Annotated in this window: 16 protein-coding genes; 5 read left to right on the top strand and 11 right to left on the bottom strand. The window is 41.8% G+C overall.

From position 1 onward, the window contains the following. Nucleotides 1-9: 9 nt before the first annotated feature. The 7 genes from ACO6S0_RS08580 to ACO6S0_RS08550 are packed head-to-tail and all read right to left on the bottom strand — an operon-like array spanning nucleotide 10 to nucleotide 6,832. Nucleotides 10-1,395, bottom strand: coding sequence for an alkaline phosphatase family protein (locus tag ACO6S0_RS08580; RefSeq protein WP_422351571.1), 1,386 nt, complete (start codon nucleotides 1,393-1,395; stop codon nucleotides 10-12). 13 nt (nucleotides 1,396-1,408) lie between these two features. Next, nucleotides 1,409-2,620 carry a metabolite traffic protein EboE gene (gene eboE, locus ACO6S0_RS08575; protein WP_422351570.1) on the bottom strand — a complete coding sequence of 404 codons (1,212 nt, stop codon included), beginning with the start codon at nucleotides 2,618-2,620 and terminating at the stop codon, nucleotides 1,409-1,411. Next, complete coding sequence (locus ACO6S0_RS08570; protein WP_422351569.1) at nucleotides 2,620-3,795, bottom strand: 3-dehydroquinate synthase; 1,176 nt, start codon at nucleotides 3,793-3,795, stop codon at nucleotides 2,620-2,622. The genes eboE and ACO6S0_RS08570 overlap by 1 nt, the downstream gene beginning before the upstream one ends. Nucleotides 3,796-3,801: 6 nt before the next feature. After that, a complete protein-coding gene (gene eboC, locus ACO6S0_RS08565) occupies nucleotides 3,802-4,692 on the bottom strand; it encodes a UbiA-like protein EboC (protein WP_422351568.1) in 891 nt (296 codons plus the stop codon). 3 nt (nucleotides 4,693-4,695) lie between these two features. After that, entirely contained in the window at nucleotides 4,696-5,601 is a 906-nt protein-coding gene (locus ACO6S0_RS08560; RefSeq protein ID WP_422351567.1) for a TatD family hydrolase, read from the bottom strand. Next, entirely contained in the window at nucleotides 5,601-6,407 is an 807-nt protein-coding gene (locus ACO6S0_RS08555) for an EboA domain-containing protein (RefSeq protein ID WP_422351566.1), read from the bottom strand. Before ACO6S0_RS08555 ends, ACO6S0_RS08560 begins: the two co-directional genes overlap by 1 nt. A 38-nt stretch (nucleotides 6,408-6,445) precedes the next feature. Continuing rightward, on the bottom strand, nucleotides 6,446-6,832 hold the full coding sequence (locus ACO6S0_RS08550) for a transmembrane 220 family protein (RefSeq protein ID WP_422351565.1): 387 nt from the start codon (nucleotides 6,830-6,832) through the stop codon (nucleotides 6,446-6,448). Nucleotides 6,833-6,921: 89 nt separating this feature from the next. Here ACO6S0_RS08550 and ACO6S0_RS08545 point away from each other — a divergent pair, with 89 nt between their 5' ends. Then, nucleotides 6,922-7,944, top strand: a complete 1,023-nt coding sequence (locus ACO6S0_RS08545) for a helix-turn-helix domain-containing protein (protein ID WP_422351564.1) — start codon at nucleotides 6,922-6,924, stop codon at nucleotides 7,942-7,944. A 28-nt stretch (nucleotides 7,945-7,972) separates the two neighbouring features. Here the strand turns inward: ACO6S0_RS08545 and ACO6S0_RS08540 are convergent, their stop codons facing one another. Further along, nucleotides 7,973-8,377, bottom strand: a complete 405-nt coding sequence (locus tag ACO6S0_RS08540) for a hypothetical protein (protein ID WP_422351563.1) — start codon at nucleotides 8,375-8,377, stop codon at nucleotides 7,973-7,975. A 147-nt stretch (nucleotides 8,378-8,524) separates the two neighbouring features. Between ACO6S0_RS08540 and ACO6S0_RS08535 the strand changes: the two genes are divergently transcribed. From ACO6S0_RS08535 to ACO6S0_RS08525, 3 genes are all read left to right on the top strand, one after another. Further along, a complete protein-coding gene (locus ACO6S0_RS08535; protein WP_422351562.1) occupies nucleotides 8,525-9,676 on the top strand; it encodes a helix-turn-helix domain-containing protein in 1,152 nt (383 codons plus the stop codon). 140 nt (nucleotides 9,677-9,816) lie between these two features. Continuing rightward, entirely contained in the window at nucleotides 9,817-10,923 is a 1,107-nt protein-coding gene (locus tag ACO6S0_RS08530; protein WP_422351561.1) for a type 1 glutamine amidotransferase domain-containing protein, read from the top strand. A 22-nt stretch (nucleotides 10,924-10,945) separates the two neighbouring features. Then, complete coding sequence (locus tag ACO6S0_RS08525) at nucleotides 10,946-12,001, top strand: helix-turn-helix domain-containing protein (RefSeq protein WP_422351560.1); 1,056 nt, start codon at nucleotides 10,946-10,948, stop codon at nucleotides 11,999-12,001. A 3-nt stretch (nucleotides 12,002-12,004) separates the two neighbouring features. On the opposite strand, the gene ACO6S0_RS08520 is transcribed toward ACO6S0_RS08525, so the two are convergent. Then, complete coding sequence (locus tag ACO6S0_RS08520; protein WP_422351559.1) at nucleotides 12,005-13,015, bottom strand: LacI family DNA-binding transcriptional regulator; 1,011 nt, start codon at nucleotides 13,013-13,015, stop codon at nucleotides 12,005-12,007. A 214-nt stretch (nucleotides 13,016-13,229) separates the two neighbouring features. Between ACO6S0_RS08520 and ACO6S0_RS08515 the strand changes: the two genes are divergently transcribed. After that, nucleotides 13,230-14,633 carry a Gfo/Idh/MocA family oxidoreductase gene (locus ACO6S0_RS08515; RefSeq protein ID WP_422351558.1) on the top strand — a complete coding sequence of 468 codons (1,404 nt, stop codon included), beginning with the start codon at nucleotides 13,230-13,232 and terminating at the stop codon, nucleotides 14,631-14,633. Nucleotides 14,634-14,668: 35 nt separating this feature from the next. On the opposite strand, the gene ACO6S0_RS08510 is transcribed toward ACO6S0_RS08515, so the two are convergent. After that, nucleotides 14,669-15,193: a hypothetical protein gene (locus ACO6S0_RS08510; RefSeq protein ID WP_422351557.1), complete on the bottom strand. Its 525-nt coding sequence runs from the start codon at nucleotides 15,191-15,193 to the stop codon at nucleotides 14,669-14,671. Further along, nucleotides 15,177-15,842 carry a heparan-alpha-glucosaminide N-acetyltransferase domain-containing protein gene (locus ACO6S0_RS08505; RefSeq protein WP_422351556.1) on the bottom strand — a complete coding sequence of 222 codons (666 nt, stop codon included), beginning with the start codon at nucleotides 15,840-15,842 and terminating at the stop codon, nucleotides 15,177-15,179. The genes ACO6S0_RS08510 and ACO6S0_RS08505 overlap by 17 nt, the downstream gene beginning before the upstream one ends. Nucleotides 15,843-16,007: the final 165 nt, after the last annotated feature.

The raw sequence follows: 16,007 nt of genomic DNA, 5'->3' as shown, positions 1-16,007 counted from the left end.
AGTCAATTTCTATCCATTGGCAGTTCCGAAGATATTCCTCCAAATATGACCATATACTTCGGTGGGAAGTAGGGCTTCGCTATTCGGCTTCCCTTGGTCAGCATTATGTATAAAAACTGGATAATATGTCTCTGGAATATTAATGGCTCCGTGAGATCCCTTGATCAAATTGGCATCCAAAGGTATCACATTGAACGAGCTCCTGAACCCAAGTTTTTTCTTGAGCAATTTCCATCCAATTCGCGCCAGCATCATTTTTTTGTTGGGATCTGTAAACATTTCCACTGGGTCATAACCAGGTTTTTTGTGGATGTCCACTGTTCTTGCGAAATCAGGTGCTTTGGCATCGTTCAGCCAATAGTAGTAGGTAAACCAATGTTCTTTTTTAGCAATTACCACCAGGTCTCCCGACCGTTCATGATCTAGATGATAGTCCATTTTGCTATCAGCATCCAGAACCAGTTCTATTTCTGGACAATTTTCAAGCAGTTTTTTTACTTCCTCCACTTTATGCTTGGTATTTACATAAACATGGGCAATTTGATGATCGGCCATGGCGAAAGCTTCACTGACTCCCGGATCTAAAATTTCCAATCCATTTTCTTCCCTAACCTTTATGTACCCATTTTTTCGTAGTAATCGGTTAATGTGCATTGGCTCTTTAACCGGAGTGATGCCATATCCTGAAAGCACAATGGGATCAATTCCTTTTTCCTCATAAAACCCAATAAGGTCTTTCAGAACCGTGTCCAACTCCTTTAGATGCTGATAAATGATATCCTGGTCATTGTGCTTTTGCAGCACATAGTCCAAATGTGGTAGATAAATGAGTTGTAAGGTGGGTTCATGCCAGGTATGCACCAACTTGGAGGCGTTTGCAATCCACTGTGTAGATTTGATATTGGCCGTCGGTCCCCAAAAATTGAACAATGGAAAAGTGCCCAGTTCCTTTTGCAGTTTGTCCCTTAGCTCGGGGGGATTGGAATAGCAGTCGGGAATCTTTTGTCCATCTGCCCTATACTGGGGTCTAGGAGTCACATTAAAATCGGAATTGGAATACATATTGTACCACCAAAACATGTTGGAGCAGGTAAAATCCGAATTTTTCTCCTTGGCCATATCCCAAATCTTGGGGGCTTGCACCAAGTGGTTGGATTGCCGCCAAAGTTTGATCTCACATTCATCCTTAAAATACCAACCGTTGGCCACAATACCATGTTCATTAGGGAGTTTCCCAGTCAGATAGGTGGACTGGGCAGTACAGGTTACTGCCGGAAGCACCGGTTTTATCTTAGATAGCCGTTTGCTTTTAATCCATTGCGTCAAAAACAAATCTTGGTGTTGGAGTAGGGAAGAAGAGAGTCCCACAACATTGATGACCACGGTTTGCTTCATGCGCTTCTACTTTTTATGCTTCCAATTGGTTCAAGACCCATTGCAATTCCCTTACGATGGAACTTGTTATGTCCGTTTGCAAATGCTCCGGTAAAATGGTCCAGGTATAGGTTTCAACCTCTAGATGGGTGCTGTATTGACCTTCTTTCCATAGATCCAGGGCCTTGACAATATCATTTTGGGTGGATTCCAACACCTGAAATTCCGGAATAAAAATGGGGATGTGGAAATGTGCCCGGAGTTCCTGAAAATTTTCATCTCCCATAGCCGTTATGCCCTCCTGAAGATCGGGATAATGGTCCAGCATCCCATCCTTTTTCTGCACTACCGCTTGGTGCAGGTAAACAGGTTCGTCAAATTGTTGTAGGCAATCTTGCTGTTCTTTGATGGAAACCTCTGGCGAACGTCTACTTTTAAGGGCGGCACTAATTTGTATTTTTCCGACCTTGATTCCGTGTTCCCGAAATTGTGCCATTACCTCCTTTGGTTCTTCATAGGCCAATGAAAAATGGCAGACATCATAGCATACTTGAAGATGCTCCAAAATATGCTCCCGCGCTTCGGATTGTGAACATTTAAGTTTTTCCTGCAACGCCTCTGCACCTTTTTTGAGCAAATGGTCCTGATAAAAGGAAATGACCTCTTGGGTGTTTTCCAAAACTCCGTCCGGTTCCGGTTCAATATCAATATGGATGGTTTTTCCCCATTGGTTTTTAATCTGGACCAGTTCTTCAACCACAGCGATTAGGGATAAGACAGCTTTGTTTTTCACCTCTTCAATCTGCTCTTCGGAATTGAACCAATATTTATAGGAGAGGGGGGAGGTTGAAATTCCACCTTCCACACCTTCTGGAAGCAGATGGGCGAGAATTTTCACCAGACTTTTGGTGTACACCACCCGATCCGCGGTAGTCCAATCAGGGGTATGGACCTGATCTTTAACCGCCACATGATGAAAATCCCCATAGGGGAATCCATTCATGGTAAACACATATAAATTGTGGTTTTCCAACCAAGACTTAAACTGGTCCAAATGCTTTCCTTGAATCAATTCTTCCGCACTTCGTCGGGATAAACGTAATCCTAAACCGAAAGCTTGATTGTTGGCAACCTTCTTTTTTATCTGTAAAGCATAGGTTTGTAAACTGGCAAAAACTTCCTCCCAACTTTCCCCAGGATGGATATTGGTACAGTACGTTAAATGGGCATTGTGTTCAATTTGCATTACACCTCCAGTTTTTGTGCACTGTACTGTTTCGCATAATTCATGGCCTCCAAGACCATTTCCTTGTCCATTTCATGGACTTCGAAGCCATGGCCTATGCCATCCAAAAGCATAATGGTAAGTTGCCCACCCAGATGCTCCCTAAATTCTTCCAGTCCTTGGATGACCTGCTCCGATAACTGTGGGTGATACAAATCAAATCCCAATTTGATCATCAGACTCATAATACGGGAAAGAGATGATTGGTCAAGATGTCCTTTGAGTTGGGAATAGGTGCTGTCCAACGCAATACCTATTGCCACAGCTTCCCCATGACGCAACGAAAAACTGGATAATTGTTCCAATTTATGGGCAGCCCAATGTCCAAAATCCAGAGGTCGTGACGATCCTTGCTCAAAGGCATCACCTGAGCTTCGGATATGCTGCATATGTAAATCCGCACATCGATAGATGAGCTCGTCCATTGCTTCCACATCCCGATTGGCCAAGGCATCTACCATCGTTTCTATCCACTCGAAGAAATCTGCATCCTTGATAAGAGCAACCTTGATGGCTTCTGCAATGCCAGCTCTCCAATCACGATCGTCCAATGTGGAGAGGAAAGTGGAATCATTGATAACCGCATACGGACTGGCAAAACAGCCTGTAAAATTCTTCTTTCCATACGTATTAATCCCATTTTTAACCCCAATTCCAGAATCGTTTTGGGACAAAACCGTAGTGGGAATCCTAATGTGCCTAACCCCTCGATGTGCAATGGCCGCAGCAAAACCTACCGCATCCAAAACTGCACCTCCGCCTATGGCGATGACATAGGAATGCCTGTCAATCCCAAATTGGTTTACTTTGTTCAAAATGGATTTGATCAAGGTTTCGTCATTTTTGGCGACTTCCCCACCTGGAATTTCCAATATTTCTCCCTGAAGGGCAATAGACTTGCCGTAGTGCTTAAAGTAATCTTGTACAGCCTGAAACAAAGTAGGGTGGGCTTGCTTGACTCCACTATCCACAACCACAAGGGCTTTGCTCTTGTTCAAAGCATTTTCCGACAATAGTTTCTGGAGGATAGTATTTTCCACATCAAAAATGTTGTGCGTAAACAACACTTTAAATTGAAAATTTACTTGAAACTTCTGTTCTAATGTTCTTTCCTTTTTCATAATCTCTTTCTTCATGACAACTTAGGTCACCGCAAATTTCTTGGCCAGGTATATGGATAATGGCAAAAGGCAAAGCGTGGCCAATCCGAAGTAAACAGAACCAAAACCAGCCACATAACCTGCGTTTAGAGGGATAAGGGATAAAACCCCAGTCTTTACTGCTTTTTTAATGGCTGTAGGATGGTTATGTCGAATTGCTTTAAGTTTTGCCAAAAAGTTTACCCCATACCAAAGTACTATAAATATGGATGCTGATTTTAATGAAAAGTTAAAGTATCGGCTTAATAGCAAGATGCCTGCCACTATGGTTGCGTCCAATACCATGGCAACCATTATAGATTTTTTGTTCTTTCCTTGGCTTTCCTTTTGTGCGGTTAGGGTGATGGCCGCCACAAAGATTATGGGTAATAAACCAATCCAAAGAAATTGCGAGGGAATGGGCTGGACAATACTCATGCCCAACAGAAGATTAGTACCCCTGCATGCTCCCATATTCAGAGGCCCTAAAACCAAATGGTGTTTGCTGTATTTATCATAGAGCAAGGCTAAAAGTGCAATGCTCGCAGCTATTCCGCCACTTAAAATAGATACCCCGAAAGCAGCCAGGATTCCAATGATAAAAAGCAAGGTTCCAAATCGCGAGGCCTGTTGAAGACTAACCTTACCTGAAGGAATAACTCTTTCCGGTCTATGGATTTTGTCCTCCTCTATGTCAAAAACGTCATTGAAGACAATTCCGCCCCCGTATAAACAAGAAGTGGAAAGAAGTAACAGGCCTAAATCCAAGATGATCTTCTGATTCCAAACATCAATGGTAAATAGGCCGGCTATGGCAACCCCAGCAATGATATCTGCAATGGCAGTTACAATATTGGCAGGTCTGATCAACTGTATATACCCGGACCATTGCATGTATTACTCCCCCATGCTGTTTTTGAAATTAATTTCCTTGGCCTCCTGACCTCTTAATACACTATTTCCTTGGTGCAAATCAGCTTGTTTTACGACCAAGTCCTGTTTCCAATCAGATTCATTGAATTGCCCACTTTGCCCGTAAACGGTCAGCGCATTTTGGTAGCAAGTAAGGTGGATATGATGTTCGGCGATGCCATTCTCTCTCATTAAGGATGCAGTTCTTGGTACTGAAAGTGGATCGCTTACGCCCCAATCGGCTGAGCTGTCCACGATGATCTTTTCAGAACCGTAGGTATTTACAATATGCACCATACGCATCTTGCTCATCTTAGTTTTCGGATAGATGGTAAAAGCAGCCCAAAAACCTCTATCCAACACATGTTTTACGGTTTCTTCATTGTTATGGTCAATCACCACCATATGTTCTGGAATACCGTGTTCCTGGATGACATCCATACTCCGTAGGGTTCCATTTTTCTTATCACGATGCGGGGTATGGATCATAACGGGAAGTTCAAATTCCTTTGCGAGTTCCAATTGCAACCTAAAGTATTTATCCTCGGCTTCGGATTGGTCATCATAACCGATTTCACCAACGGCCACAACACCTTCCTTGGCCAAAAATTGGGGTAGAATTTCCATGACCTGCTCCGCCAACTCCTCATTGTTCGCTTCCTTGGAATTGAGCCCGATGGTACAATAGTGCTTGATTCCAAATTGCGAAGCCCTAAAACGTTCCCATCCAACCAGCATGCTATAGTAATCCTTGAAGGATCCCACGGTGGTCCGTGGCTGTCCCAGCCAAAATGCAGGTTCAATCACGGCAACAATACCCGCTTCCCTCATCGCTTCATAATCGTCCGTGGTCCTTGAGACCATATGTATATGGGGGTCTATATAGTGCATTAGTTTAAATTTATTTCGTTCATTTTTCCTATGTTGTTCCAAAACTCCTCTCCTGCAGTGGCTTTTGAATCTAAAATGGTTTCTATGGCACTTTTTTCAAATGCTTCAAGTTCCTTTTCCAAAATTAGTTGCTTGACATCTTCTCGTAAGTACTGATGTACAAGTCGCCAAACCTCAGGAGAAACCGTTCGCTTTGCCGCCCAGCGCTCCTGGATATAATCTTGGAGCATATCGGCCAATTCCTTATTCCTTCGTTGGTCTATATTTTGGATTTTATACAAAGGTCTTTCCATAAAAATGGCCTTTAAGACCAATTGGTTCCATGCCGGGTCTTCCAGATAAGCCGCTGCAAATGGATTCCCAAGACAAATGGCATCAAACACATTCACCATATTGGTGCGGACCCCCTCTTTTACCTGCGACGCAAAGTCGGCCGCGTTGTCCAACAGGAACAAACTTTTGTAGAGGGCCACCAGTTCATTCATCTCTGCAATTTCAAAAAAGCCTCGTAATACCTGTGCATCTTTGTTTGTGTTCAGGGCGCACACCAATACTGTCCTTGCCATGTCCCGTTTGGTCCAAACCGCGCTTCCAAATCCAGGATAAATGCTCTCCAATATTTGAATTTCGTCGGTATTCCATTCCGGGACATCATTGGCAATAAAACGTGAAGCCTGGCTAAAGAAAATGGGGAACTTCCTTGCACTCTCTTTAACAGCCGCCCTTTTTAAGTTCAACCAATCTTGCTCTTTAGGAGACAATTTGTTTAAAACGCAGTTGGTAAAATCTAACTTTCCATCTCCCATTTTATCCTTCCCACATTGTTTTTAGTATAGATTTCTTTTCATTTTTTGGATTGTCTCCATTGATAAACTATGGAAACCAAAGCTATGACCAAACCCAAAAATTCCCGGGTACCTTCAAGGTATGGTTTTTCATAGACCATTTCACCAAAAAGTTCAGATTTGTTTTGCACTTGTATCCAGTCCACAAAATAGGGGATGTGCACCGCACTATATATGGCCAGTCCAATCATAAATAGCAATAGAATACTACGATTGAGGGTCTTAAAAACAACATACAGATGAACCAAAGCCACCACGCCATAAATAGAAAACCAAAGCACTCCATCCTTATCATTTAATTGTACGTAAGCGAAAGCTGTGAAAAGTACAAACAAAAACAGATTGAAAATTTTTCGAAGTGAAAATGTTTTAGTTGGAATTCCCATGAAACTTGTTTTGGATGCTTATATCTCTTATACTTGATTGAACTTATAAAAATAACTACTTTTCATCCCATTTTGTTTAAATCTTTTCAATGAAAGAAAGTATACATGAGATTCAGCCCTACGAGGCAGACGGAATTGTGTATCATGCAGATAAATGTTTGCCGTTGGTAGATGCCGCTAAGCGGCAGAAAATCAAATCTAGGATGTTGTCAAGACACACCTATCCAGGTGACCGATTGGATGACAACACTTTAGGATTAAACAGCATTGGATATTGGGATGCCCATGAGCCGCAGGATTGGGGATTGGATTGGCATCGGAACGAAGGTATTGAATTCCACTTCTTGGAATCTGGAAGTATGCCCTACGCACAGGAAGACAAGGAAGTCCTTCTAAAACCAAATTATTTGACCATTACCAGGCCATGGGAGGTGCATAAGGTGGGAAATCCCTTCGTGGGGATGGGTAAATTTTACTGGGTTATTCTGGACTTAGGCGTTCGCAGACCGCATCAGGAATGGCAGTGGCCTGATTGGGTTACCTTAACACCGGATGATTTAAATAGGTTAACCACCATTCTGAGGCAGAATGACCAGTCGATTCTAAAAACCAATAGGGAAGTTCGTGATTGTTTTATTGCACTAGGGAAGGCCATTGATGCCGACGAATCAGGTAGCAACGCCTCAAAAATAAGGTTGCTCATCAACTATCTATTGATTTTGATTCTAGATTTGGTGGATACGGACGATATTATTCTGAACGAGTCACTTACCGAGAGTTCCAGAAGTGTGAATTTTTTTCTAAAAGAGTTGGAAAACAGCCTTGCGGAAAACTGGACCATTGAGGAAATGTCCCAGTCTGCAGGGGTGGGCGTTACACGGTTTACGTACCATTGCAAACAAATCACCAACCTAACACCCATGCGCTATTTGATGATGCGACGCTTGGAGTTATCCAAGAAAATGCTCTTGGAAGAGGAAGAACTCACTATAACCGAAGTGGCTTATCGAACAGGTTTTACCACAAGTCAGTACTTTTCGTCCGTGTTTAAAAAACATGAAAAGTGCACCCCTAACCAGTATCGACAAAAACACCTGGATTTGGTTCTTTAGAACACTACTGCCTTTTTTTGAAAGCCAACTAAGACTTGGATGCTGTCAAGGATTTTCGAAACCTAATAATTCCCAAAGTTTGGAAGGTAGCAAACAAGGCCACCATTACATTGGTTATGACCATAAGCATTTTTCCTCCCAAGCTTGTTTCCGATGCCACCAAGGATAGATTATAGAATCCAAGTAGTACGTATAAAATGTCCAATACTATGATGATCCAAACGAGTATTATAGGCACTTTTTTTCTGTAGGCGGCAAACAAAACAACGGCTGCAAAAATGAACAATTGGATAGCCAACGCCATAGGTTGTCCATTTGCCATTTCACTGAACGCCGTGACTGAGTTCCCCAACAATAAGGTAAGCGTAGCAGTCGCCAAGGAGAAAAATCCATTTGTTTTGAGCGCAGTTCTTAGTATTGATATATCGTCCATTTCTTTTTAGTTTTGAATGGATCAAGATTAAACCAATTTTGTGTACAAAGCGTATCCTTAAATTGAGAGTGACTCTTTTAAATAGTTATTTTGAACACTTGATAACTAAGGTCTTACCTTTGTGTTTCTAAATTATATTAGTGAAGCATGGAGCATTTATCCGCAATTAGGTTTGACATTTGGTCCGTTCTATTACTTTTTGGGATTTTGCAGGGACTGTTCTTAGCTATCCTTTTGCTGACAGGCTCCACTAGAAGGAAATCAAAATACTACCTCATTGCGTTGGTAGCAGTTGTCACCATCAACTTGCTTAATTATGTGATCATCCATTCCAGCTTGCATTTAAATGTGCCCCATTTGGTAAACATAAGCCTCCCGTTGCTCTTTTTGTTGGGTCCCCTGTTCTTGTTTTATGTAAAATCCGTTTTAACTGAAAAGTTGGGGTTTAAGGTTACTGACCTCCTTCATGGACTTCCATTTTTGTTGGCGCTTTTGTTTATGGTACCATTTTTTATGCTGTCTCGGCCAGCCAAAATCCAGTTGATTGAATCCCAGATAATTTCAGGTCAACGGGCATTGGATTTGGGTACTATAATATTTACTGTAACCCAAATCGTGCAAAGCTTTATCTATGTCATGCTAGCCTTAAACCTACTCAACAAAAGTTCCAAGGAATCCAAGATGAAGAAGGATGTCTTTAGAATGGAATGGCTAAGGAAAATTACTGTCGGGTTTCTCCTTTTTTGGCTGGTTGATTTTTTAGCTGTTGTCTGGTTTTTGCAGCAGGGACATATTGATGTCAAGGCATACTATATGAGCTTGTTTTGTTGCACCCTCTTTATCCACTTTTTGGTGGTTCTTACCATTAGGAACCACAAAGTTTATAGGGAAGTGCTTTTGGACAATCCAAGGGTGAAATACAAAAGCTCCAAACTTCTGGAATCCGATTTAAAGGAGCATCTTTCCCAAATTGTATCTTATATGGATGATGAAAAGCCCTACCTTCTTCATGATCTAAACTTATCCAAGCTATCCAAAGACCTTGGTCTACCCAAACATGTAATTTCCCAGATTTTGAATGAGGAACTGGGCAAGACGTTTTACGAATTTTTGAATGAATATCGGTACAAGGAGGTAAGGAGCAGATTGGCCAATCCCAAATACAGTCACCTGACCATTTTGGCCATTGCCCTTGATGCTGGTTTCAGCAACAAAAACACCTTCAACAAAGTGTTCAAAAAGTTTTCGGGAACTACCCCGTCCCAATTTTTGAAATCCACAGCCAACGCAAAAGTGTAGCGTTAAAAGAGTATTCATATTCCAGATTACTCTGCTTTGGGGTCCTAGCGAATTATATTTTGTTCTAACGGAATTATCATTTCGACAGCTTTTGTTGCCTTCCTGCCCTTATTTAGCATCGTAATTCTAAATCAAAAGTTATGTTTAAAAAGTATCGAATACTGAAATGGGTATCCCTCTTTATTCTTAGTTTAATTATTGTGGTTGTATCCTTTGGGTTTTGGTTCAAAAGCTTGATACCACCCAGAGATGTTTCGCTGGCATCCGTTTCTGCAACTGAATTGGCATATTTGGTGAATGACCCTGTGCCTTATTGGGGTAAAATACTTGCTGTGGTGACCAGTGCTGATACCATGGGGAACAGTGACAAAACCACTGGTTATGAATTGACGGAATTGGCAAGGGCATACTATACTTTTCAAGCCAACGGTTTTGAGGTGGATATTGCCAGTCCAGAAGGCGGAAAACCACCTGTGGTTATTGACGATGAGGATATGGGAGTCTTCGACTTCGCCTTTTTGAACGATTCCATTGCCCAACATAAAGCAAGCCATACCATCCCCATGGACCAAGTGATTGCAGAGGAATATCAAGCGGTCTTCTTTGCAGGAGGGAAAGGGGCCATGTTTGATTTTCCAAACAATACAGCCATACAAAAACTGGTCAGAAACTATTATCAATCCAACAAAGTTATCGGGGCGGTTTGCCACGGTCCAGCGGCGTTGGTCAATGTAACCTTGGACAATGGACAGCATATTTTGGATAACAAAACAGTAAGCGGTTTTACCAATAAAGAGGAATTGCTTCTAATTTCTGATGCCAAGACCATCTTTCCTTTTTTGCTGCAGGATAAAATGGTGGAACGAGGTGCCCAATTCAATGAAGGGGTTATGTATTTGGACAATGTTAGTCAGGACCAAAATCTGATAACTGGACAAAATCCATGGTCTACCTGGAGTGTTGCAGAACAAATGATTCAGCAAATGGGCTATACTCCAAAAAAGCGGGAAATCACAGCGGAGGAGAATGCAGTGCAAGTGCTTCTAAAATTCCATGAGGCAGGAAAACAACCTGCCAAGCAATTGATGGAAAAGGTATTGGTTGAGCAGAACAAACCACTGGACCGGGTCTTGATCGCCAAACATGGAATAATTGCGGCCATGAAAGGGGAGCTTGGGCAGTTCGCTGCACTTATTGGGTTGGTTTCCCACGCCAAAAAATGCGAAGCCAAAAGCGCGAAAATATAGCTACATTTGAGAAATTGGTCGTTTGGGATTTTTAGATATACTTCTTGTAATTATTAGCAGTGCCGGCCTTTTGCATGGTACCATGTTCGCTTTGTATCTGCTGTTCTTTAAAAAGAAAAGAACCTTGCCCAATTCCTTGTTGGCCTTAATTCTGATGCTGATGGCATTTAGAATAGGCAAATCAGTGCTGTTATATTTTGGAAATGATCTTGAGCCTGCGTTTATTTTCGCAGGCTTGGCTTTTTTATTGGGTATTGGCCCCATGTTGCGCTGGTATGTTAACGGAATGACACGCTCGGGTTTTACATTGCCGAAATTCTATGCTTTGGAATTGATTCCTTTTGCGCTGGTTTTTCTGGCCAGTTTTTTTGTGAACAAAGCTTGGTTTGAGACAAATAATAAAGAGGTCATTATCATATTTGGGAGCGTACTCATTTTTATTTATCTGCATTTTGCCTTTTACATCTTCATCTCCAGTCGGATTTACAAGAAAATGGCAAAGAGCCACTCCAAAGAGCATAGGACCAAATCCCAAAAGGCCATTTTCAGCTGGTTGGGTTTGTTGCATATAGGCTTGATCATTATTTGGATTTCCTATGTGTTGAACATTGTGGAAGACGCGGTTCCTTATATCGTTGGGCCAATTATGTACTCCATGGTGGTCTATTTCTTGAGTTTTAAAGCATTTCAACTCAAGGTGACGGATATGGACGGAAATGTTTTTAAAGGGAACAACGATTTGGGCCTATTTCATCAATTGACCCATCATTTGGTTGATAATAAGTTGTATTTGGAATCCAATATTTCCCTATCCAGTTTAAGCAAGTTGGCGAACGTCAGTACGCAAAAAACTTCTGAAGTCATCAACCAATATGCCAGGCAGAATTTCAATGACTTTGTTAATTTCTACAGGATTCAAGAGGCCAAGAAACTGCTTGTGGATAAGAACAACGAAAATTTCACGATATCCAGCATAGCGTTTGATTCCGGTTTTAGTAGCCTGTCCTCTTTTAACAGCGCCTTCAAAAAATTTGAAGGGCTTACACCATCAGCCTTCAGGAAAGCACATTTGGCTTAAAAGCTACGAGGAAGATTCCCTGACAATGAGGTTAGGAGGGAGGACTATTCTTTTTTCTTTTCTTTTGGAATTTTGTCCTACTTGCTCCAAGAACATTTGAGCGGCCTTCCTTCCCATTTCCAAAGGAGATTGGTCCATGGAACTTATGGGAGGGTCCATAAACTCGGTAAAAGGTTCGTTACTGAATCCAACCACACGGATGTCGGCTGGTATTTTAAAGCCATTATTCTTTAACCATGTGATTGCACCCAGTGCTCCATAATCCGTGGATGAGAAAATGGCATCTGGTGGATTTTTAAGTACCATCAGGTTTTTAATGGCCTGTATGCCGTCCTCTGCCGTACTGCGAATTTCAAAAACCAAATCTTGGTCGGGCTCTTTCCCGTGGTCTTTAAGCGCGTTTACATAACCTTGATACCTGTCCTGGTATATTTCCAAGGACCTATCACCCGAAAAATGAGCGATGCGGGAACATCCCAATTCAATTAAATGCTTAGTAGCCTGATATCCCCCCTGATAATCATCGAAGATTACAGAACTAACCCCGTTAATATCTTTCTTTCGGTCAAAGAAGACCAACGGTATACCTTTTTGTACCACCTCGTTCAGGTGTTCTGTATTTCTTGTGGATCGGGAGACCGAAATCAAAATGCCCTCTACTTGAGCATTTAGTAAGCTCTTTATGGTTTGCCCTTCCCGGTCCTCCTCTTCATGCGATTGACTGATGATTACATGGTATCCTTTGGGATGGAGCTCTTCCTCAATTCCTCTTATAATGGTGGAAAAAAAACTGTGGTTGATATAGGGGACAACCACTCCAACATTATTGCTTTTTCCTTTTTTTAGGGCCAAGGCCAACTTGTTGGGCTCATAATTCATTTCCCTAGCGGTTTCCAACACCAATTTTTTTGTGCCTTTGCTAATTCTAGGGTTATTATTTAATGCCCTGGAAACCGTCGCTGCAGTTAGATTTAGCTGGTTTGCAATATCATAGATGGTTGTTTTATTTGCCATTTGATAGAATCCAATAGTTCAAAAATGAAATGAACGCTTATGTTGGGGGCAAGATGGTAAAAATATTTTGATTACGCACAGTAAATTGTTATAATTGTGCAATCGATTGCACAAAATTTCTGGATAGACACAGGTTCCTGGTTCAAAAGATGATCATCTTTACCTAGTTACTGAAGTCAGAATTCAATATATAATCCACTAAACCGAAACCGCCATGAAGGACAAACAAACCAGAAGAAAATTTTTAACGGCAGTGTCCATGTTGGCCGCTGGAACTATGGTAGAAGCATCACCATTGAACTTTGCATTTATGGGAAGAAAGCTCAAAATTGTGTTGGTGGGAACGGGAATAAGAGGTATTACTTTTTGGGGGAAACGATTGGTGGATGCCTATTCTGATACCTTGGAGTTTGTAGGTTTATGCGACCTTAATCCCGGCCGGTTGGCTTTTGCCAAAGACTACATGGGTGTAAAGTGCAATACTTATTCCAGTTTTGATCAAATGGTTCAACAAAACCAACCAGATCTAGTAATCGTTACCACAACGGACTCCACGCATCACGAATACATTATCCGAGGGCTTGAGCTGGGGTGTGATGTGTTGACAGAAAAACCAATGACCACCGATGAGGACAAATGCCAACAGATCATAGATGCTGAAAGGAAACACAACAATAAGGTAATCGTCGGATTTAATTATCGCTGGATACCTTACAACACCAAGATAAAGGAATTGCTTAGCGAGAAGATCATTGGTAAAATAACCTCGGTAGATTTTAACTGGTACTTGAATACCTACCATGGAGCATCCTATTTTAGGAGGTGGCACGGACTGCGTCAGACTGGGGGAACTTTGTGGGTGCACAAGGCAACCCATCATTTTGATTTATTGAATTGGTGGTTGGATTCGGATCCCGCGGAAGTGTTCGCTTACGGAGATTTGGAGTATTATGGCAGTGCCAATACATTTAGAGGAAACAATTGCAGGGATTGTAAACATGTGGAGAACTGTGATTTTCATTGGGATATCACCCAAAGTAAAATGGACATGAATCTGTATGTCAACAACGAAAAGCACGATGGTTATGTACGGGACAACTGTCTGTATCGTGAAGAGATAAACATCTATGATAAGATGTCTTCCCAGATAAAATATGCCAATGGAACCGTGGTCAATTATTCGTTAACGACCTATTCCCCTTTTGAAGGATGGCGGGTGGCGTTCAATGGAACCAAGGGTAGGATAGAGGCCTGGCACGATATTCCTTATCGCAAGGAAAATCCGTTGAGTCAAGAAGAGCTTCACGCCTTGGAGATGACCCAAAACCTTAAGGAAGTGGAAGGGTACAAACCCATGATTCTCCATCATTTATGGAAAGACCATGAAACCGTTCAAGTACCCATGGAGCGAGGAGGTCATGGAGGAGGAGATAAGCGACTTCATGAAAAAATCTTCAAACTTCCAAACACTCAAGACCCGTTTGATAGAGCCGCTGGGGTAAGGGACGGGGCTATGTCCATTCTTATTGGTATAGGGGCTAGAAAGAGTATTGAAAGTGGTCGCCCTATTAAAATAGCGGAGTTAACGGATCTAGAACCCCGGGAAAAAAGGTTGTAATGGAATGAGTAGGAGTGGGGTAAATCAATTGTATTCTAGAGTTTTAGTTTATACCCTCTTCGTTCCATCCAACCTGTAAATGCCACCACAAGAAGCGCAAAAACAAAAGACACCAATAGTCCCACATATCCGTTGTTGAAAATGTCGGGGAGTCTAGAGCCCAGCAAACTGCGAATCGGATACACCATGTATGGAATCATGTAACAGGTAAGGGTGGCGGTTCCCGCAGGGGAAATAAAGGTTGCCCATTTGGTTTTTTTCTTGACATCGGCCAAATAATGAAACAAAATGAAGGACAAAACCCCAATCCCGGTGCAAATAGCCAACCAGGATGGCGTGCCCTGCAATTTGGAAATTCCCCAAATCGGTCTAGTAACCAATCCCAGGACAATGTTTACAATCCCAAGGAGGGCCAAGACCAGATAAGCGGAATTTAATCGGGTAGCGGAATATTTTTGGAACAGTAAGGTGGTCAACACTCCAGCTGCTGTAAAAGCAGGAATAGTACCTCGATATAGCACTGAGAAATATCGTAAAAACCCTTCAGGCCCTTCCACCATTCCCTGTTGAAAGAGGACACATAATGTATTGAACAGTATCCAAAGAAGAAGAATTACGGTCAGATTTCCCTTGGAATACAAAAAAAAATAGGGAGTTGGAAAGATAAGCCCAGCCAATAAGCCCCAAAATACCCCACCAGTGAACCTGCATCCAGTCCTGACCTGTAGCTCCACCCTTGTAAATAATTGCCAGAAAAATCAGCAGGACGGTACCCAACACCCTAAAATGTGGATGGTATTTTTTTGGGGTCGATGTTTTTTCCCAGTCAACCCAAACGAGGACAATGGCCAGCGTCATTAAAATGGTCCAGAAATCTTTTCCAATTAAAATACCTTTGTCAAAAGCCACCTCGTAGTTCATGAGGTAGAATCCTATTAATAAAAGGGAAAACGAACGAATGAGAATATGTACGGCAATGGATGACTTTGATTTTCCCTTGTCCATTCTGTTCTTAACAGCAAAGGGAATGCTTAGCCCTACGATAAACAAAAACAACGGGAAAATAATATCAGAAAAACCCAGATAATCTTCATTGGCTGTGGCATGCATAAGCCATTTGGGGACATTGGAAAGTGTCCAAAAGTCGTTTACCCAAATCATTAAGACCATAGTAAGTGCCCGTAAAATATCTATGGATGCAAGGCGCATAAAATGTGATTTCCAACTATAATTATCAAATTGAAGGTATATTTTTTTAAAAAATCTAAATTATTTTTTATCTGAACGGTGTGCTTATAGAGGTCAATCACATGGTTTTCCCTTATCAGCGTGTTCCCACTTTAAATGGGGTGATTACCAAGTTTGTAGATTGGA

It is taken from the genome of Flagellimonas sp. (assembly GCF_965233845.1).
In the GTDB taxonomy this organism is placed as follows: domain Bacteria; phylum Bacteroidota; class Bacteroidia; order Flavobacteriales; family Flavobacteriaceae; genus Flagellimonas.
The sequence above is the reverse complement of the archived record's forward strand: the minus strand, read 5'-3'. Positions and strand labels throughout refer to the sequence as shown.